This is a genomic window from Companilactobacillus suantsaicola (genome assembly GCF_004745525.1).
Classification (GTDB): domain Bacteria; phylum Bacillota; class Bacilli; order Lactobacillales; family Lactobacillaceae; genus Companilactobacillus; species Companilactobacillus suantsaicola.
Map to the genome: position 1 here is coordinate 1 of NZ_RKLY01000038.1, position 19496 is coordinate 19496.

Here is a 19496-nt window from a genome sequence, read left to right on the forward strand (position 1 = left end):
TACGGCATCAAGTGCCAATTTCACGTACGGCATTAATCTCACATTCACTTTATCAAAAAAAGTGAGTAAATTAATTCTTCGTCAAAAATTAATTTACTCACTTAGCTTAGTCTGTTTTGACTGACACTTGGTTCATCTGCATAATAACGGTCGACTATCAGACTGTTTATACTGTCCAAACATCCCCCAAGTAATTTTCCAGTGACTTTGCCCGATCCACGTAAAACTTGATAGCCTCTTTTTTCAGGATGGCTAATTCTAGGAGTTCCGACTGCTTGACTGGAAAAATCGGTTCGTTCTTCATACCAAACTGGACTACTGGAAATTTCTGTTGTCTGGGGATTTTCAAAGAAATGCTCCAAAGTTTTTTTCGTATATGGCAATAAATCTGGCCCTAACTCCGCCAGATCATTAATAAAACTAGGTCCATAATAAGTCGTCAATCCCAATTGATAGAGCATCAAATGGTCGACTGTTGTATCAGAAAAACCAGTAAACAACTTGGGATGTTCTTGAACATTTTTAATGAATTTCTCGTCATTTAGTAGATAAGGTGCTAAGCGATAAGTATCATCGCCACCAATTGCACAAAAAATTCCTTTGATTTCTGGGTCACTAAAAGCTTGTTTTAAATCTTGAGCTCGAGCTTCAGGATGATTTTTTAAATAATCTAAGCCTTTCAAACTATTTTCCATGAAGACCGGTACTAAACCTAATTCCTTCATCCTATTTTTTCCAGCTGTTAGTTCATGAGCAACCGATTCCTCACCTAAAACGCCTGACGACAAACTGACAATAGCAACGTGGTCACCCTTTTGTAAAGCTTGCGGTTTAATCATAGAATCCCCCTAAATATTTATTCTTCAACCACATAATCGCCGCTACCAAAACGATGATTGCTGATAATTGAATCGGGAAAAATAGTATCAAAAAGATTCCTGCGACAATTGGCGACAACAATTCACTCATCAAAACAGTCGCAAAGACTGCCACTACCAATAAGACATCGACATTTAACAACTGGGCCATCGCAAATCCGGCCGTTAAAGCAGCAAAGGTGATTGGAAAAATATCTCCTCCTCGCCAATGTAAATTTAAACACCAGACTAAAAAAATCAATTTCAATAAAGCTAAAACAAACAACTCTAAAGCCGGTTTTTGACTCCAAGTCGTCACTAACAAATGTAGACTATGTTGACCCGAGAACAACAAATCAGGAGCAAAGAAGGCTACTACGATGATGCCTAAAGCACCTAATAAAACCTTAATGGCGAGTGATAAATTAAGTCGGTCAAGCATCTTTTCAAATAACTGACTAGCTAACTTTAAAATTTTACCAACAATTATTCCAATAACTAATAAAACCGGAATTACCCACAATTGTTGCCAAGTCCAATGAGTTTGACCAAGTTTGGTAATAAATGAAGGTTGATCAGTTTGCTTGATCAAGAGCCCAAATGCCAAAACACCATTGACCGTGAAAACAAAATACAAAGTCTTCTTCCATTTAATTAATTTTGGATTTTTGATCGCCTTTTGAGCATTGTATTTTTGACGGTAGTTAAACGGATCAAACAGACGTTTAAAAACTTGTTTCAAAGGTAGTTGCAACAATTCTTCATAATTGAAATAAAAATAACGTAAATTATCAGCTTGCCAAATCGATAACGAAATAATCGCACTCAACAACGCTGCTTCTGGACCGACACCTGCTCCAAAACCCAAAATAACGATAGTCACCAATAGATTCAAAAAGACATCTTGATAATCAATCGTCTGATTTTCTTTCAATTCCTTAATTGAATCATGCGTCGTTTTCGGAAGGTTCGGCCACTTCTTTAAGAGGAAATATAAAATGACACTTCCGACCAAAACAACGAAAGTTTGGACAAAATGATTTTGTCCGTGCCAAACAATTTCCGTGATGAAATTCTCTAGGACTAAAAAGACAGCCGCAATCAATCCAATCACCGCACTCAAAAATAGTCCGTAACTAACAAAAGCAATCTTTTTAATTACCATCACCCACTCTCTAAATACTGCTGATTATATCATTTTAGATAAAAAAAAGACCCTGCAAAAATGCAGAGCCTAGGTGGTAAGGTGCGATGATTTTCCAAACGCTGACGCGCCAACCACGTTCCCTTACCTCGGTTTGGCACCAGATGTAGTATCGCACGGAAAAAGTGTTTGGTCAATTTTTATTTTTTTAAAGTAAAAATGGAATCCGTTTACAATTAAAAGGCCCGAGAAATCTTGAATTATCAAGCCTTTTGGCACATTGTTTCACATGGAACATCTGGTATCTAAACAAGTGTTCGTCACAAGATATAGTATTTAGATAGTTTTTACTAAATCAGCACACAATTTATGACTTAGAATCGCTGATTCAGGACTAACGGGATTACTAGATCCGTTACTTACTGCTGTCAAGAAAGCGTGAATAATTGGATCAAAGCCACGCGTTACCAAAGTATTTTCCCAATCGGGACGAGCTTGTTGTAAAACTGCTCCCGTTTGATAAGTTTGCAATTTGTTTAAATCAGTTACGATCTGGCGAGTTTTACTACCTTGGACAGTCGTTTGTTCTAAGTTACTGCCACCAACCATATTGGTAATAATTTGAACCTGTGACTTTTGACCATAAAGGGTAATGTAACCTTGCTCCAAATTACCATCATTAGTCACAAGAAAATTTTTAACATCGTTGATTTTTTCATCCATCAAATAAACTGCCGTATCGACAGAATGAATCATTAAATCAAAGATGGCAAAAGCAGTCGGTTGTGGTGCATTCTCACGAATCTTTTCTGAGACAATAGTTCTCTTATCGGCCACTTTCTTGAGCTCTTGATTAAACGGAGCAAAACGGCGATTGAAACCACAAGTTAACAGTAAATTCTTATCCGCTGCCAATTTGTAAAGTTGTTCAACCTCAGCTAAATTCTCCGAAACTGGTTTATCGACGTAAACATTGATGCCCGCTTCTAATAGTTGTTTGATGATTTCAAAATGAGTCTGCGTTGGGGTATGAACAAAGACCGCTAGTGGTTTTTCCGCAATCAATTCCGACAACGTTTGGTGAAAGTGCTTGAAGCCATATTTATGTTCCAGCATTTCACCCTTTTGTTCATTACGAGTCGTCAAATGCCATTCAAATTTATCTTGTAAAGTTGCCATGACGGGTAAATAAGCTTTTTGGGCAATATTTCCAAGTCCAATCACACCAATTTTTTCCATACTATCACTCCATTATCATTATTTTTGTAATCGTTTTCGAATCGTCTGTCTATAATTCTACCACCTTCAGTAAATCATCCCTAGGTTCTTTTCTTTAGTTAGTGTTAGATGCCGTCCTCCGCACAAGCCCTGTGATGAGCTGGAATGCGGCCGACGCTATTTTGAGCTTTTGCAAAGTACGCAAAATCTCAAAACTAGGTCTTCTTGTAAGTGCTAAAGCACTAACAAGAATTTGGCAGCTGAGTCATCACAGGGCTTGTGCTCCGGACTAGATCCTAATTCTATTTTTTATTCTGTTTAATTCAAAAGAGTAAAATTGTATTAATACAAATATCGCTAGTAGAATATCTCTATATTCCTTTATAACTAAATTAGAATGCAAACTCATTCTCAAACATAACGCCATTCACTTTTCAAAATCATTTATTTATCAAATGATAAATCGCGGCGGAATTTTCTTCTTGTTTTCTTTTTGAAAAAAAGAGACGTGTCGCTTGCGACACGTCTCTTTCACGTTTTTATTCATTATTAGTTTTCACCGTAACGTTATAACGATTACTTTATTTCTGGTAATTTTGTAATTTTTGCTTCAGGTAACTTAGCGATCTTACCTTGTTCAATATAAACGCTCAAAATACTAATATCAGCTGGATTAACTCCACTGATACGACTAGCTTGAGCAATTGTTTCTGGATTGATCTTACTCAATTTTTGAACTGCTTCAGTAGCTAAACTGTCAATCTTAGTGTAGTCGATTCTAGCAGGAATCTTCTTTGATTCCATACGTTTCAAGCGTTCGATTTGGAACTCTTCTTTCTTGATGTAACCAGCATACTTAGTAGCAATTTCAACTTGTTCAGCTACTCGATTGTCAACTGGATAATCAGCTTGACCGACCATATCAATAATATCTTGATAGTGAACTTCTGGTCTTCTCAAGAAGTGATCAGCTAAGATTCCATCTTTTAGTGGCTTCAAGTCATGAGCTTTCAAGAATGGTAAAGCCATCTTTGGTGTAATCATCTTACGAGATAAACGGTCTAATTCCATATTGATAGTTTGACGCTTTTCTTTAAAGGCGTTATAACGATCATCACTGATTAAACCAAGTTCGTACCCTTTGTCAGTTAAACGAAGGTCAGCGTTGTCATGACGCAAAATCAAACGATATTCAGCACGACTTGTCAATAGACGATAAGGCTCGTTAGTTCCCTTAGTTACCAAGTCATCGATCAAAACACCGATATAAGCTTCGTTACGATGCAAGATAAATGGATCTTTTCCTTGAGCACGAAGTGCCGCATTAATACCAGCCATGATACCTTGTCCAGCAGCTTCTTCATAACCAGAAGTTCCATTCATTTGGCCGGCAGTGAAGAGATTCTTCACAACTTTAGTTTCAAGATTCAACTTCAATTGCCAGGGCTCGATCACATCATATTCAATCGCATAACCAGGACGCATCAACTTAGCGTTTTGTAACCCGGCAACTGAATGCAACATTTTCAATTGAATTTCTTCGGGCATTGAAGTTGAGAAATCACCCACATAATATTCTTGGGTATCTTTACCTTCTGGCTCCAAGAAGATTTGATGTCTTGGCTTATCTGCGAATCGAACGATCTTGTCTTCAATTGAAGGACAGTATCTAGGACCAACACCCTTGATAACACCAGAAAACATCGGTGCTCGATCAAGATTATCGCGAATGATCTTGTGAGTATCAGCATTCGTATAAGTCATCCAACAAGAAATTTGATGTTGTAAGTAATTTGAATCCGGTGTCTCAAATGAGAAGTGGTTTGGTTCTTTGTCACCAGGTTGTTCAATCGTTTGGTCAAAGTCGATCGTATCTTTGTTAACACGTGGCGGTGTACCAGTCTTAAAACGAGTCAACTTGAAGCCATGTTTTTCAAGGTCTTCTGACAACTTGATTGAAGGAATACTGTTGTTAGGACCTGATGAATACATCAATTCACCAATAATGATCTTGCCTCGTGAAGACGTACCAGCAGTTAAGACAACTGATTTAGCGTGATATCTAGCCCCAGTTGCCGTGACGATTCCTTTGCAGACGCCATCTTCAACGATCAATTTTTCGGCAATACCTTGACGAAGAGTCAAATTAGGTTCCTTTTCCAAAGTATCTTTCATCACACGGTGGTACATATTCTTATCAGCTTGAGCACGTAAAGCACGAACAGCTGGGCCTTTACCGGTATTAAGCATTCTCATTTGAATGTAAGTTTTATCGATATTCTTACCCATTTGACCACCAAGCGCATCGATTTCTCGAACGACGATTCCCTTAGCGGGTCCACCAACTGAAGGATTACATGGCATGAAAGCCACCATATCCAAGTTAATTGTAATTAAGAGTGTCTTTTGACCCATTCTAGCAGAAGCTAAAGCAGCCTCTGAACCAGCGTGGCCAGCACCTACGACGATGACGTCATAAGTTTCTGAATCAAATTCTTTTACTTCCATCTATCTGTTCACCTTTACTATTTTCCTAAACAAAATTGTGAGAATAATTGTGTAATCAACTCATCAGGATAACTTTCTCCAGTAATTTCCCCGAGAGTGTTCCAGCAGTCCGTCATATCGATTTGAACTAAGTCGATAGGCATTCCTGCTTCAATTCCAGAAATAACGCTCTCAAGGCTATTTTTGGCTTTACGCAACAAACCAGCTTGACGAGCACTAGTAATAATCACGTTACTACTGTTATCTTCAATTCCAGAATTGAAAATCTTACTGATTGTTTGTTTGATCATTTCAATCCCATCGTTTTTAATCGCTGAAGTTTGCAAAATAATGTCATCAGCTTTCAATTGAACGACTGAGTTAGGCGTTATAACGGGCATCAAATCATTCTTATTAAAAATAACGATTCGACGTTTATCACTCGTAGCAGCGAGTAATTCCAAATCGTCTTCTTCTAAGTCACGGCTGGAATCCAAAACTAGGATAACTAGATCAGCTTGTTTCAAAGCAGCTTTTGAACGTTCAACCCCAATTTTTTCAACCTTATCTTCAGTGTCACGAATGCCGGCAGTATCGATCAATTTCAATGGCACTCCATCGATGTTGACATATTGTTCAACCACGTCTCGAGTAGTTCCAGCAACATCAGTTACGATTGCCTTATCTTCATCCAAAAGACGATTCAACAGACTAGATTTTCCAACATTAGGTTTTCCGACAATTGCCGTAGCGAGTCCATGTTGCAAAATTTCACCGCTGTCAGCTGTTTTCAAGAGCTCATCGATACTTTTACTTACCGTATGAGCTTTTTCCAACAATATCTTCGTAGTCATCTGGTCAGTATCATATTCTGGATAATCAATATTTACTTCCACTTGAGCTAGTGAGTCGAGAATTTCTTGTCTTAAATTAGCGATCAAATGATGCAAGTTTCCATCCAATTGGTTAACAGCCACTTGCATAGCTTTATCGGTTTTAGCACGGATCAAATCCATAACTGATTCAGCTTGCGTCAAATCAATGCGGCCATTTAAGAAAGCTCGTTTAGTAAATTCACCAGGTTCGGCCATTCTAGCCCCTGAACCAATCAATAATTGTAAGACTTTATTTGTCGCAACTATACCCCCGTGGGTATTTATTTCAACGACATCTTCTCTGGTAAAAGTCTTTGGAGCTCGCATAACTGAGACCATAACTTCATCAACTAATGACTTGGTACTTGGGTCGATAATGTGTCCGTAATTGATCGTATGACTAGCTACTTTTCGTAAGTCTTTTCCTTTGAAGACTTTTTCGGCAATTTCAACTGCTTGATCCCCTGAAAGACGCACGATTGAAATGGCACCTTCCCCAGGAGGAGTCGAAATCGCAGCAATTGTATCGTATTCCGTTACTGCACTTGGCATAAAATAGCTCCCTTCTCTATTTTTGAGCATAAAAAAAGTGCATAATCCGCCCGTTTGACGGAAAAGCACCTTGACTACTTTTCTATATATGTTATGTACAATTTCTAGAACATCTTAAACAGTTTTCTTGAAATTGTCAATTATTTACTTACGATTCTTGTAAATACGCTTCTTAGCTTTTCTAATCTTACGTTGTTTCTCTTTTTCAGCTTCTTCAGCCTCTTTTTGCTCACGACGATACTTGAACGGATTTTGGAAAGCCAATGTCTGAAGAACTTGGAACGCATTAGTTACAACCCAATAAATTGTAATAGCTGATGGGAATGTCAATGCTGGTATGAAAATGAAGAATGGCATGACGTAAGTCATAATCTTCGTTGTGGAGTTTTGTTGTGGTTGTGAAAGACTGGAAATGTAAGTACTCAAGAAAGTAAATACACCGGCTAAAATAGCCATAATGTAGTATGGATCAGCCTTTCCTAGTTGCATCCATAAGAATGTCCCATCACGCAATTGTGTTGTCTTGTAAATTGCTTGATACAAGGCGAACATAACTGGCATTTGGATCAACAATGGCAAACAACCGGCCACTGGATTGACTCCAGCTTCACTATAAAGTTTTTGTGTTTCTTCCCTCAATTTTTGTTGAGTATCCATATCTTTAGCTGAATATTTCTCTTGAAGAGCCTTCATCTGAGGTTGGATCTTCATTTGCTTATTCATACTCTTGATTTGGAACCAGTTAAGTGGCAACAAGACAACACGCACGATAATTGTGAAAAGTACGATTGCCCAGCCATAACTATTGCCAACAATTGAAGCTAACCAAAGAATGAATCTGGAAAAGTTATACAAAATATAATGATCCCAAAATCCAGTACTGTGGCTTGTGATTGGTTCGTTCAAGTTAGAACAACCAGCTAAAACTAATACAACACTAAGTAATAGCGCAATACCTATGTACTTCTTTAAGCTTTTTTTATTCACTTTTACACCCATTATTTTTTATTTATTAAAATACTTACCCTATTGTAATATTTTACCCAATTTCAATAAATGCACAATATTCTTTTTTGTTTCGAACATGTCCAAATCAAATGATGGTTTTCTTGCGATGATCAAAAAATCCAATTCGGCAGGAATTTCTGGTTTGAGTTCCAAAAGTGATTGGCGAATATATCTCTTAATTCGATTACGGCCAACCGCTGTATGGGAAACCTTCTTACCAACTGAAATTCCAACTCGGAAATGTTTTTGGTCCTTTTTAGCAATTTTGTACAAGACAAAATTCTTATTAGCGACTGAATATCCATTTGAATAAACATATTGAAATTCATTTTCTTTTTTTATTCGATAGCTTTTTCTCATATGTCACCAGACTACTCTCGTTTTGTAATAAAAAAAGACCACCAAAATTTTAGTGATCCTTCAAAACTAAGCTGATAATACTTTACGACCCTTTTTACGGCGTCTTGCTAAAACTTTGCGACCATTACTTGTACTCATTCTTTTCATGAAACCATGGACGCGTTCACGGTGACGCTTCTTTGGTTGAAATGTTCTCTTTGTAGTCATCAGTAAACCTCCTGACTCTTTTTATAAAATTATTTTTTAAATAACGCTTCTTCAGACAATTGCTTAACTATAATATCATGATTTGTCATGAATTTAAACAGCTAATTTCCTATAAATGGAATTCTTTTAAAGGAAGTTTTTCGCATTTTCGACTGTGGATAAATTTTACACTAATTTGATAACCAAATTTATCCACAGCACTTTTAACAGAGTTTTACCCTGTATGATTTTGCTGTGTTATAGTTTTCCACAGGATTGGTGAAAATCTTGTTTTTTGGACGTAACACCAAGAATGTAGGCTTTTGTAAAGGGTTTAATTGTGGATAACTGTGTTAATAACTGTCACCCTTTCTTTTTTTGCACAAGATTGTGGATTAAGAAAATACCTGTTGTTATTTGTTCTAAATTTAAACAAGTGTTCTGTGGAAAACTATTTAATAGAATGATAAACTATAGGATGTCATTTTAGGGAAAAAATTATCCACAACTACAGATTGGGGGGAAATAATTGCAAAATATAAATAATTCAACTGATCCAAAACTAACAGAATTTTGGGATTATTTTACTAATAAACTCAAATCCCAATTAACTTCTGTTAGTTATTCGACTTGGGTTGAAAGTGCAAATCCCTTATATATTGATGGAAACAATATTTATATTTCCGTACCTACTAAACTTCACAAGGATTATTGGGAACGAAATTATACCGAAAAAATTGCTATCTATTCATATGAATTAAACGGAATTGAACTCAACCCAATCATAGAAAATGACGATGAAGTCACAAAAAAAGAGGAGCCTCCTATAAAAGAAGAAACTCCTCAACCAGAACCAACCCAAAAACATATTTTTCATAACTCGCATTTGAATCCTAAATATACTTTTTCTTCATTTATTGTCGGAAGTGGCAACCAAATGGCCCATGCCGCAGCTCTAGCAGCAGCCGAAGATCCCGGTGGTGTCTACAATCCGCTCTTTATTTATGGAGGAGTTGGCTTAGGAAAAACTCATTTGATGCAAGCAATTGGACATCAGATGATCAAACTTGATCCAAATGCTAAAGTCAAATATGTTACAAGTGAAACCTTTGCTAATGACTTTATCAACTCGATTCAAATGCGCACACAAGATGATTTTCGCCAAGAGTATCGAAACGTCGATCTACTATTAATAGATGATATTCAATTCTTCGCAGAAAAAGAGGGAACTCAAGAAGAATTTTTCCATACTTTTAACGAACTTTATGAGAATGGCAAGCAAATCGTAATGACTTCCGATCGCTTACCTAACGAAATCCCTAAATTACAGGCCAGATTAGTCTCAAGATTTACCAGTGGTTTGTCAGCCGACATCACTGCACCTGATCTCGAAACTAGAATTGCAATTCTAAGAAACAAAGCTAAGGCAGAACATTTGGAAATTCCAAACGACACATTGTCTTACATCGCAGCCCAGATCGACACGAATGTCCGTGAACTTGAAGGAGCTTTGATTCGCGTCCAAGCTTATTCAACTACTATTAATACTGACATTACCAAGTCCGTCGCCGCTGATGCTTTGAAAGCATTCAAACTATCTAATGATAAAAATGGAATTTCTATTTCCAAGATCCAAACTAAAGTAGCCAAGTACTATCACGTTTCCGTTCAAGATTTAAAAGGAAAGAAACGTGTCAAAACAATCGTTGTCCCACGTCAAATTGCGATGTACCTATCACGCGAACTGACAGACAAGTCATTGCCACAAATCGGAATGGAATTTGGAGGCAAAGACCATACCACTGTCATGCATTCTTGTGATAAAATATCTGCTTTAGCACTAAAAGATGATGATTTGAAACGCTCCATCAATGAACTTAAAGATGACCTCAGAAATTAACATGTTTATAACTTCGGAGTTTTCCCAAAGTTATCCACAACTGTTAATAACATGTGAATTTCTTTTTATTTCTAGTCTCAAATAAGTTTTCCACAGTTTCAACAGTACCTACTACTACTTCTATTTATATATTAATTAATTAAAAAAGGGAGTTACCTATGAAATTTTCTATCGATCGAACAAAATTCATCAATCAAACTAGTAACGTTCAACGAGCAATTTCAACCAAAACAACTATACCAATTTTGACAGGTATGAAATTAGACTTGTCCGAAAGTGGTTTAACTATCACTGGAAGTAACTCTGATATTTCAATCACAGCTTTCATCGACAAAAATGATTCTGAAAACGACTTGAAAATTGAAAACACTGGTTCAATTGTTTTACCAGCCAGATTCTTTAACGAAATCATTAAAAAACTTCCTGGTGACAATTTTGAATTAGAAGTTCTTGAAAATAATCAGACTTTAATCAAATCTGGTGTATCAGAATTTACCATCAACGGTTTAGATGCAGTCAATTATCCTCATTTGCCAGAAGTCGAAACTGACAATCAACTAGTTTTACCAACTGATGTCTTCAAAGAAGTCGTCAATCAAACCGTTATCGCCGTTTCAACTCAAGAGAGTCGTCCCGTTTTAACTGGTGTCAACTTCTTGATCAGTTCAGAAGGATTGACAGCTGTTGCAACTGATAGTCATCGTCTTTCACAAAGAAAGATCAATATCACAAGTGATGAAGACTACAACTTGATTATTCCTGGTAAGAGTTTGACAGAATTAGTTAGAACTATCAGCGACAGTGTTAAAGAAATTTCAATGTCAATCTCTGAAAACCAAGTGTTATTCAGTTTTGACAATATTATGTTCTATTCACGCTTGCTTGATGGTCGCTACCCAGAAACTGATCGCCTAATTCCTGAAGAATCAAGTACTCGTTTGACTTTTGATTCTTCAAAACTACTTGCTTCAGTCGAACGTGCTTCACTTCTTTCACACGAAAGTCGTAACAACGTTATTAAATTGGAAATCAAGGCTGTGGATAAAAAAGCCACTCTTTATGGAAATTCTCCTGAAGTTGGTACTGTAGAAGAAGTACTTGATTTCGACAATCTAGAAGGGGACGATTTGGAAATTTCCTTCAACCCTGATTACCTAAAAGATGCTTTGAGATCCTTTGGTGGCAACACAACAATTGAAATGAGTTTCACATCACCACTTCATCCATTTACTTTAAGACCGGTTGAAGATCGTGATAATTTCGTACAATTGATCACACCAGTTCGAACATTTTAATGTGAAATAGTCTACTTAGGCTGAACCTTTCGGTTCGGCCTATTTTTTTGGCATTGTTATAGGTAAACGCCATAAATTTGGCTAAGAACTTTTTTTCAGCGATTTTAGTGGGTGGATACTCATAAACGTAAAAATTGCTTAAATCGCCTGATATTTGGTTCTAAGTTGTTTTTTATTGTGAAAACAACTATAATATCAATATGTCATTAAATGGATAAATCTAATAAATAGGGTGTTATTATGTCTGAAAAAATTAAGCTTGAAACTGAATTTATTACCTTAGGTCAATTACTAAAAGATGCTGGTGTCATTTCAACTGGTGGCCAAGCTAAGTGGTTCTTAAAAGAGAATTCAGTCTTACTTAATGGCAGTCCTGAGGATCGTCGCGGTAAGAAGTTGCGTTCTGGTGACGTGGTCGTTGTTGGAGATCAAACATTTGAAATTGAATAGATGTTTGTCAAAGAACTAAGACTTCAAAATTATCGCAACTACGAATCCTTGCAGGTCGAATTTTCACCTAATATCAATGTTTTTTTAGGTGAGAATGCCCAAGGCAAGACCAATTTATTAGAGGCTATGTATTTTTTAGCTTTAACAAGAAGCCATCGAACATCAAATGACAAGGATTTAATTAAGTGGGGCAGTGATTTTGCTCGAATTTCGGGAACGGTTATCAAAGACAATTCCAGTCGTTTGAAACTGGATTTGGTCATTAGCAAATCAGGTAAAAAAGCTAAATTGAACAATTTGGAACAACGTAAATTATCAACTTATATCGGTAATTTAAACGTGGTCCTTTTTTCGCCTGAGGACCTTTCAATTGTGAAAGGCAATCCAGGAATTCGTCGCAAATTCATTGATATGGAATTTGGTCAAATGTCGCCGCAATATTTAAAGACGATGAGCCAATTCAAATCGGTTTTAAAACAGCGAAATGCATATTTGAAAAAACTTCAGCATCATCAAGCAAAAGATTTGATTTACTTGGATGTTTTATCTGATCAATTTTCGGCTTACTGTGCTGAAGTAATTTTTTCGCGTTTACAATTTTTGAAAAAGTTGCAAACATATATTGAAAAAATTCATGCAAACATAACTGAAGATCATGAAGAATTAAAAATCACTTACAGTACCTTTTTCAATACTGAAGGAAAAACTCTTGAAAACATCTATGAAATTTTCAAAGACAATTTCAAGAAAAATTATCAAAAGGAAATTCAGCGTGGCGTGACACTTATTGGGCCCCACCGTGATGATATTAAATTTTTGGTAAATGGAAAAAATGCTCAAGATTTTGGTTCACAAGGTCAGCAGCGTTCAGTTGCCTTGAGTTTGAAACTGGCTGAAGTTGAGTTGATGAAAGATCAGGTTGGGGACTATCCGATTCTGTTATTGGATGATGTCTTATCAGAACTTGATCACAAAAGACAGACTCATTTGTTATCTTCAATCAAACATGGCATTCAAACGTTTATTACCACCACTTCAATCGATGATGTAGATCCTAATTTGGTAAAGAATCCGAATATCTTAAATATAAATAATGGCAAAGTTCAACAGGAGGAGAGATTTAATGGCTGAAGACAGAAAAGCTGAGCTAGAAAAAAGAGAAGAACAAGTCGAAGAATATGATGCGAGTCAAATTCAAGTTCTTGAAGGACTAGAGGCTGTTCGTAAACGTCCCGGTATGTACATTGGTTCTACTAGTAAACAAGGATTACACCACCTTGTTTGGGAAATTATTGATAACGGTATTGATGAAGCTTTAGCTGGTTTCGCAACAAAAATCGAAGTTACTGTTGAACCTGATAACTCCATAACTGTTACCGATGATGGTCGTGGTATTCCAGTCGATATTCAAAAGAAGACCGGAAAACCTGCACTTGAAACGGTTTATACAATTTTGCATGCCGGTGGTAAATTCGGCGGTGGCGGATATAAAGTTTCCGGTGGTCTCCACGGTGTTGGTGCTTCGGTTGTTAATGCTTTGAGTAGTGAACTAGATGTTGAAGTTGTCCGTGGTGGTAAACGTTACGGAATCGACTTCAAACGTGGCAAAGTTAATCATGCAATGCACATTTTAGGCGATGCTGGTGAATTTGCTCACGGAACTCGAGTTCATTTCGTGCCGGATCCTGATATTTTTACGGAAACAACGGTTTACGATGACAAAGTTTTGACGACTAGAATTAGAGAACTGGCTTTCTTAAATAAAGGCTTGAAATTAACTTTCACTGATAAACGTGCTGAGACAGCTGAAAAATTAGTCTTCCACTATGAAGGTGGAATCAAGAGTTACGTTGAATTCATGGATAAGGATAAGGAAGTCTTATTCCCAGAGCCAATTTATGTTGAAGGGGTTCAAGACGGAATTACCGTTGAAGTTGCACTTCAATATACTGATGAATATCACACTAACTTGATGACGTTCGCTAATAACATCCACACATATGAAGGTGGAACTCACGAAGTTGGTTTCAAGACTGCTTTGACTCGAGTAATTAACGATTACGCTCACAAAAATAAATTATTAAAAGATACTGAAAAATTATCTGGTGAAGATGTTCGTGAAGGGATGACTGCCGTTGTCTCAATTAAGCATCCAGATCCACAATTTGAAGGTCAAACTAAGACAAAACTTGGTAACAGTGATGCCAGAACGATTACTGATCGTTTATTCAGTGAACATTTCTTGAAGTTCTTGATGGAAAATCCTGACGTCGCTAAGAAGATCGTTGAAAAAGGTTCACTCGCTACGAAAGCCCGTTTAGCTGCTAAGCGTGCTCGGGAAGTAACTAGAAAACAAAATGGTTTGGAAATCAGTAATTTACCTGGTAAGTTGGCTGACAACTCCAGTAAAGATCCTGAAATTTCTGAATTATTTATCGTCGAGGGTGATTCAGCCGGTGGTTCCGCTAAGACTGGTCGTTCCCGTTTGACACAAGCAATTTTGCCAATTAGAGGTAAGATTTTGAACGTTGAAAAAGCTTCAATGGACAAAATTCTCGCTAATGATGAAATTAGAACATTGTTTACAGCCATGGGTACTGGATTTGGTGAAGATTTTGATATTTCTAAAGCTAGATATCACAAGATTATTATCATGACCGATGCCGATGTCGATGGTGCTCACATTCGAACATTGTTGTTGACGCTGCTCTATAGATACATGAGACCGGTTGTTGATGCAGGATACGTCTACATCGCTAAACCACCTCTGTACCAAGTTCGTCAAGGTAAATTAATGAGATACTTTGATACTGATAAAGAAAAAGATGACTTTGTTGAACAATTGCCACCAAAGCCAGAACCAAAGATTCAACGTTACAAGGGTCTTGGTGAAATGGATGCCGATCAACTTTGGGATACTACTATGGATCCTGAAAAGAGAAGATTGGATCGCGTGAACCTAGATGACGCAATTGAAGCTAACAAGATTTTCTCAATGTTAATGGGGGATAAAGTTGAACCTAGAAGAGACTTCATTGAAGAAAACGCTCGTTACGCAGAAGTAGACTACTAGAGAGGATGGCAATTTAATGGCAGATCATAGAATAGAAAATGTTAACTTGACAGAAGTCATGAAGAAATCCTTCGTTGACTACGCTGCCAGTGTTATCGTGTCACGTGCGCTACCTGACGTTCGTGATGGCCTTAAACCAGTTCACCGCCGTATTCTTTATGGTATGAATGAGTTGGGGGTTACACCTGACAAACCATACAAGAAGAGTGCTCGTTTCGTTGGTGATATCATGGGTAAATATCACCCCCACGGGGATTCAGCTATTTATGAATCAATGGTTAGAATGGCGCAAGACTTCAGTTATCGTTATCCATTAGTCGATGGACACGGAAACTTTGGATCAATCGATGGTGATCCACCTGCTGCGATGCGTTATACCGAAGCTAGAATGAGCAAGATGGCAGTTGAAATGTTGCGTGATATCAACAAAGATACTGTCGATCTAGTACCTAACTACGATGGTGAAGAAAAAGAACCAATGGTTTTACCAGCCAGATTCCCTAACCTCTTAGTTAATGGGGCAACTGGTATCGCCGTTGGTATGACAACTAATATCCCATCACACAACTTGAAAGAAGTTATCGATGCCTTACATATTTTGATGAAGAATAAGGATGCAACGATTGCTGATTTGATGAAGGTTGTTCCTGGTCCTGATTTTCCAACTGGTGGTATTATCATGGGTCGTTCAGGAATTCGTCGTGCTTATGAAACTGGTAAAGGAACGATTATCTTACGAGCTAAAGTTGACGTTGTAACTAAGAAGAATGGTGCCGAACAAATTATCGTCACTGAACTTCCATACATGGTCAACAAAGCTAAGTTAGTTGAAAGAATTGCTGAATTAGCACGTGAAAAGAAGCTTGAAGGTATCACTGACTTAAACGATGAATCTGACCGTGAAGGTATGCGAATCGTGATCGACCTTCGTCGTGATATGAGTGCTTCAGTTGTCTTGAATAATCTTTACAAGTTGACACAATTACAAATCTCATACGGTATCAACATGGTTGCTATCGTTGATAAGACACCAAAAGTTTTGTCGCTTAAACAAGTCTTGGTCTACTACTTGAAACACCAAGAGGAAGTTATTAGAAGAAGAACTGAATACGAATTAAGACGTGCCCAAGCTCGAGCTCACATCCTTGAAGGATTGAGAATTGCCTTGGATCACATTGATGAAATCATCAAAATTATTCGTGGTTCACAAACTTCTGCCGTAGCTAAACAAACTTTGATGGATCGTTATAAACTTTCTGACAAACAATCACAAGCTATCCTTGATATGCGTTTGGTTCGTTTGACTGGTTTGGAACGTGACAAAGTTGAATCAGAATATCAAGAGTTGTTAGTTAAGATTGCTGATTACAAAGATATTTTGGCTAAACCTGAACGTGTTGATAAGATCATCTATGACGAATTGCTTGAAATTCAAGAGAAATTCGGTGATGCAAGAAGAACTGAAATTCGTGCTAGTGAAGTTGCTAACATCGAAGATGAAGATTTGATCGAAGAAGAAAACATCTTGGTTGTCCTAACTCACAATGGCTACATCAAGCGTCTATCAGCTGATGAATTCCGCGTGCAAAATCGTGGTGGTCGTGGTGTTCAAGGAATGGGTATCCATGATGATGACTTCATTGAACAAATGATCTATACATCAACTCATGACCGTTTACTATTCTTTACTAATGCTGGTAAAGTTTATCGAATCAAAGGTTATGAAGTTCCTGAATACGGTCGAACAGCCAAGGGGATTCCGGTTATCAACTTATTGAACATTGAAAAAGGTGAGAAGATTCAAACTGTTATCAATGTTGATCGGGATGTCGATGTCGATAATTCCTACTTATTCTTTGTAACTAAGTTTGGAACGGTTAAACGTACCCCAGTGACTGATTTTGCTAATATCAGACACTCAGGACTTCGGGCAATTACTTTGAAGGATGAAGATGAAGTAACTAATGTCTTCTTGACTGACGGTAATCAAGTTATCGTAATCGGAACTCATAAAGGTTATGCCGTAACCTTTAAAGAAAGTGATGTTCGTCCAATGGGAAGAACTGCTGCCGGAGTTCGTGGTATCAAGTTACGTGAAGAAGACTTCGTTGTCGGTTCTTCAATTGCCAAAGAGGGTCAAGAAATCTTAACCATCTCTGAAAAGGGTTATGGTAAGAGAACTTCTGTCAGCGAGTATCCTGTTAAAGGACGTGGTGGTAAAGGTATTAAGACTGCTAACGTTACTGAGAAGAATGGTCCGATTGCTGGTCTTACTGTCGTTGACGGTGATGAAGACATCATGTTGATCACTAACAAGGGAGTTATGATTCGTTTTGAAGTCCAAAGCGTTTCACAGACCGGTCGCGCTACACTGGGAGTTAGATTGATCAAAGTTGATAATGATTCCGTCGTTTCAACAATGACTAAGGTCGCTGCTGAAGATGAAGAAGAAGAGTCAACCGATGAATCTGATTCAAACTCAACCGATTCTCCAGAAAATTCTGAAGATAATAATTAAAAAATAATCGTTTCTGCGTAATTTAGATATGTACCTCAATCAAGGTACGTGTCAGGCAGAAACGATTTTTTATTAGAATTTTTTCTAGTAATTACTAGGGATTTATGATAAACTCATAACTTGTGAGTATAAAATTGCAGTTAATTTATGCTCCTTGTTCTTTAATTAGAACCATTAGACCATAAGGAGGTGTACAGTCCATGGCTGAAGCACATTACGAAATCACATATATCATTAAACCTGATATGGAAGAAGACGCAAAGAAAACATTAATCGATCGTTACGATAAGATTATTGCTGACAACGGCGCCAAAGTAATCGACTCAAAAGACTGGGAAAAGAAACGTTTAGCATATGAAATTGCTAACTACAAAGAAGGTATCTATCACATTATCAATGTAGATGCTGAAAATGATGAAGCAATTAACGAATTCGACCGTCTTTCAAAGATCGACGATAACATTCTTCGTCACATGATCGTTAGACGTGAAGACTAGTTTTGTTTCACGTGAAACAATTTAAGGAGGCAGATAAATGATTAATCGAGTAGTTCTAGTTGGACGCCTGACACGTGACCCTGAATTAAGATACACTGCCAATGGTGCAGCGGTTGCCAGTTTTACAGTTGCTGTAAACAGACAATTTACTAATTCACAAGGTGAACGTGAAGCCGATTTTATTAATTGTGTTATCTGGAGAAAAGCTGCCGAGAATTTTGCTAACTTCACTAACAAAGGTTCATTAGTAGGAATTGACGGACGTCTTCAAACACGTAACTATGAAAACCAACAAGGTCAAAGAGTTTATGTAACTGAAGTCGTAGTAGACAGTTTCTCATTGCTTGAATCTCGTTCAGAAAGTGAAAGAAGAAATTCTGGAAGCTCTAACTCAAATCAAGCTCCTAGCTACAATTCAAATCAATCAAGTCAGTCTCCATATAGCAACAACAATAGTAACAGTAACAATAACTACAACGGTGCTAATAACGCTAACAGTAGTAATAGTAACAACAATAATCAATCTAACAATTCAAACAATAATATGAGCGATCCGTTTGCTGACAACAGTAAGCCAATCGACATATCTGATGACGATTTACCATTTTAAATAGAAGGGAGCAATTATAATGGCCCAACAAAGAAGAGGCGGACGTAGAAGACGTAAAGTTGACTTCATCGCTGCTAACCATATCGAATACATCGATTACAAAGATACAGACTTACTTAAGAGATTTATCTCAGAACGTGGTAAGATTTTGCCAAGACGTGTTACAGGTACAAGTGCTAAGAACCAACGTAAGCTTACTGTAGCTATCAAGAGAGCAAGAATCATGGCTCTATTACCATTCGTTGCTGAAGACTAATTCTTCAGAGTTAATTAAAGACCACATTCAGGTGGTCTTTTTTTTATACTTTTTTGGGAGAAGTATGCCGCCCTCCATAGCAAAGCCGATTTTGGCTGGAATGCACTCGTCCTTGTCAAGTTGACATTTTCTTGGCTCAAATAATATAACTTTTTAAGCGACCTCACCCCAAAATTCTTCGTTGGTGAGGCCGTTTCTTTTTTCTGATCT

At 37.3% G+C, this 19496-nt stretch carries 17 protein-coding genes and 1 pseudogene; 9 read left to right on the forward strand and 9 right to left on the reverse strand.

Going from position 1 to position 19496, the window contains the following annotated elements; genetic code table 11:
* Positions 1-116 precede the first annotated feature (116 nt).
* The 8 genes and pseudogenes from EGT49_RS11100 to rpmH all read right to left on the reverse strand — a co-directional run.
* Positions 117-839, reverse strand: a pseudogene (locus EGT49_RS11100) (S66 family peptidase); the annotation flags it as partial.
* Positions 832-2022, reverse strand: a complete 1191-nt coding sequence (locus EGT49_RS11105; RefSeq protein ID WP_135374347.1) for a chloride channel protein — start codon at positions 2020-2022, stop codon at positions 832-834. The pseudogene EGT49_RS11100 and the gene EGT49_RS11105, both read right to left, overlap by 8 nt.
* A 315-nt stretch (positions 2023-2337) precedes the next feature.
* Positions 2338-3240, reverse strand: coding sequence for a Gfo/Idh/MocA family protein (locus tag EGT49_RS11110; RefSeq protein ID WP_135374349.1), 903 nt, complete (start codon positions 3238-3240; stop codon positions 2338-2340).
* Positions 3241-3795: 555 nt separating this feature from the next.
* Positions 3796-5727 carry a tRNA uridine-5-carboxymethylaminomethyl(34) synthesis enzyme MnmG gene (gene mnmG / locus EGT49_RS11115; RefSeq protein WP_135374351.1) on the reverse strand — a complete coding sequence of 644 codons (1932 nt, stop codon included), beginning with the start codon at positions 5725-5727 and terminating at the stop codon, positions 3796-3798.
* 17 nt (positions 5728-5744) lie between these two features.
* Complete coding sequence (mnmE, locus tag EGT49_RS11120) at positions 5745-7163, reverse strand: tRNA uridine-5-carboxymethylaminomethyl(34) synthesis GTPase MnmE (RefSeq protein WP_425456279.1); 1419 nt, start codon at positions 7161-7163, stop codon at positions 5745-5747.
* Positions 7164-7277: 114 nt separating this feature from the next.
* Positions 7278-8132: a membrane protein insertase YidC gene (gene yidC, locus EGT49_RS11125; protein WP_135374355.1), complete on the reverse strand. Its 855-nt coding sequence runs from the start codon at positions 8130-8132 to the stop codon at positions 7278-7280.
* A 27-nt stretch (positions 8133-8159) separates the two neighbouring features.
* On the reverse strand, positions 8160-8501 hold the full coding sequence (gene rnpA, locus EGT49_RS11130; protein WP_135374357.1) for a ribonuclease P protein component: 342 nt from the start codon (positions 8499-8501) through the stop codon (positions 8160-8162).
* Between the two features lie 66 nt (positions 8502-8567).
* Positions 8568-8708: a 50S ribosomal protein L34 gene (gene rpmH / locus EGT49_RS11135; RefSeq protein WP_010625561.1), complete on the reverse strand. Its 141-nt coding sequence runs from the start codon at positions 8706-8708 to the stop codon at positions 8568-8570.
* Between the two features lie 508 nt (positions 8709-9216).
* On the opposite strand from rpmH, the gene dnaA reads away from it, so the two are divergent.
* The 9 genes from dnaA (at position 9217) to rpsR (ending at position 19286) form a co-directional block, all read left to right on the forward strand.
* Complete coding sequence (gene dnaA / locus EGT49_RS11140; protein WP_135374359.1) at positions 9217-10587, forward strand: chromosomal replication initiator protein DnaA; 1371 nt, start codon at positions 9217-9219, stop codon at positions 10585-10587.
* A gap of 158 nt (positions 10588-10745) precedes the next feature.
* Positions 10746-11882: a DNA polymerase III subunit beta gene (gene dnaN / locus EGT49_RS11145; protein ID WP_135374361.1), complete on the forward strand. Its 1137-nt coding sequence runs from the start codon at positions 10746-10748 to the stop codon at positions 11880-11882.
* Positions 11883-12122: 240 nt separating this feature from the next.
* Positions 12123-12332, forward strand: coding sequence for a S4 domain-containing protein YaaA (gene yaaA / locus EGT49_RS11150; protein ID WP_135374363.1), 210 nt, complete (start codon positions 12123-12125; stop codon positions 12330-12332).
* On the forward strand, positions 12333-13463 hold the full coding sequence (gene recF, locus EGT49_RS11155; RefSeq protein WP_135374365.1) for a DNA replication/repair protein RecF: 1131 nt from the start codon (positions 12333-12335) through the stop codon (positions 13461-13463).
* Positions 13456-15405, forward strand: a complete 1950-nt coding sequence (gyrB, locus tag EGT49_RS11160) for a DNA topoisomerase (ATP-hydrolyzing) subunit B (RefSeq protein ID WP_135374367.1) — start codon at positions 13456-13458, stop codon at positions 15403-15405. Before recF ends, gyrB begins: the two co-directional genes overlap by 8 nt.
* Positions 15406-15421: 16 nt before the next feature.
* Positions 15422-17923 (forward strand): DNA gyrase subunit A, encoded by a 2502-nt coding sequence (gene gyrA, locus EGT49_RS11165; protein ID WP_135374369.1) that lies wholly within the window; start codon positions 15422-15424, stop codon positions 17921-17923.
* A gap of 200 nt (positions 17924-18123) precedes the next feature.
* Positions 18124-18420: a 30S ribosomal protein S6 gene (gene rpsF, locus EGT49_RS11170; protein ID WP_135374371.1), complete on the forward strand. Its 297-nt coding sequence runs from the start codon at positions 18124-18126 to the stop codon at positions 18418-18420.
* A gap of 37 nt (positions 18421-18457) precedes the next feature.
* On the forward strand, positions 18458-19030 hold the full coding sequence (gene ssb / locus EGT49_RS11175; protein ID WP_135374373.1) for a single-stranded DNA-binding protein: 573 nt from the start codon (positions 18458-18460) through the stop codon (positions 19028-19030).
* Positions 19031-19049: 19 nt separating this feature from the next.
* The gene (rpsR, locus tag EGT49_RS11180) at positions 19050-19286 is read left to right on the forward strand and encodes a 30S ribosomal protein S18 (RefSeq protein WP_025085410.1); all 237 of its coding nucleotides are present in this window, start codon (positions 19050-19052) and stop codon (positions 19284-19286) included.
* A 14-nt stretch (positions 19287-19300) separates the two neighbouring features.
* Here rpsR and EGT49_RS12565 read toward each other — a convergent pair.
* A partial coding sequence (locus tag EGT49_RS12565; protein WP_218960998.1) for a hypothetical protein occupies positions 19301-19496 on the reverse strand: 196 nt, incomplete at its 5' end.

What these genes read in the sequence shown, in the direction of transcription:
- EGT49_RS11105 (WP_135374347.1), bottom strand. Translation starts at nt 2,022, where the DNA reads ATGGTAATTAAAAAGATTGCTTTTGTTAGTTACGGACTATTTTTGAGT.
- EGT49_RS11110 (WP_135374349.1), bottom strand. Translation starts at nt 3,240, where the DNA reads ATGGAAAAAATTGGTGTGATTGGACTTGGAAATATTGCCCAAAAAGCT.
- mnmG (WP_135374351.1), bottom strand. Translation starts at nt 5,727, where the DNA reads ATGGAAGTAAAAGAATTTGATTCAGAAACTTATGACGTCATCGTCGTA.
- mnmE (WP_425456279.1), bottom strand. Translation starts at nt 7,163, where the DNA reads ATGCTCAAAAATAGAGAAGGGAGCTATTTTATGCCAAGTGCAGTAACG.
- yidC (WP_135374355.1), bottom strand. Translation starts at nt 8,132, where the DNA reads ATGGGTGTAAAAGTGAATAAAAAAAGCTTAAAGAAGTACATAGGTATT.
- rnpA (WP_135374357.1), bottom strand. Translation starts at nt 8,501, where the DNA reads ATGAGAAAAAGCTATCGAATAAAAAAAGAAAATGAATTTCAATATGTT.
- rpmH (WP_010625561.1), bottom strand. Translation starts at nt 8,708, where the DNA reads ATGACTACAAAGAGAACATTTCAACCAAAGAAGCGTCACCGTGAACGC.
- dnaN (WP_135374361.1), top strand. Translation starts at nt 10,746, where the DNA reads ATGAAATTTTCTATCGATCGAACAAAATTCATCAATCAAACTAGTAAC.
- yaaA (WP_135374363.1), top strand. Translation starts at nt 12,123, where the DNA reads ATGTCTGAAAAAATTAAGCTTGAAACTGAATTTATTACCTTAGGTCAA.
- recF (WP_135374365.1), top strand. Translation starts at nt 12,333, where the DNA reads ATGTTTGTCAAAGAACTAAGACTTCAAAATTATCGCAACTACGAATCC.
- gyrB (WP_135374367.1), top strand. Translation starts at nt 13,456, where the DNA reads ATGGCTGAAGACAGAAAAGCTGAGCTAGAAAAAAGAGAAGAACAAGTC.
- gyrA (WP_135374369.1), top strand. Translation starts at nt 15,422, where the DNA reads ATGGCAGATCATAGAATAGAAAATGTTAACTTGACAGAAGTCATGAAG.
- rpsF (WP_135374371.1), top strand. Translation starts at nt 18,124, where the DNA reads ATGGCTGAAGCACATTACGAAATCACATATATCATTAAACCTGATATG.
- ssb (WP_135374373.1), top strand. Translation starts at nt 18,458, where the DNA reads ATGATTAATCGAGTAGTTCTAGTTGGACGCCTGACACGTGACCCTGAA.
- rpsR (WP_025085410.1), top strand. Translation starts at nt 19,050, where the DNA reads ATGGCCCAACAAAGAAGAGGCGGACGTAGAAGACGTAAAGTTGACTTC.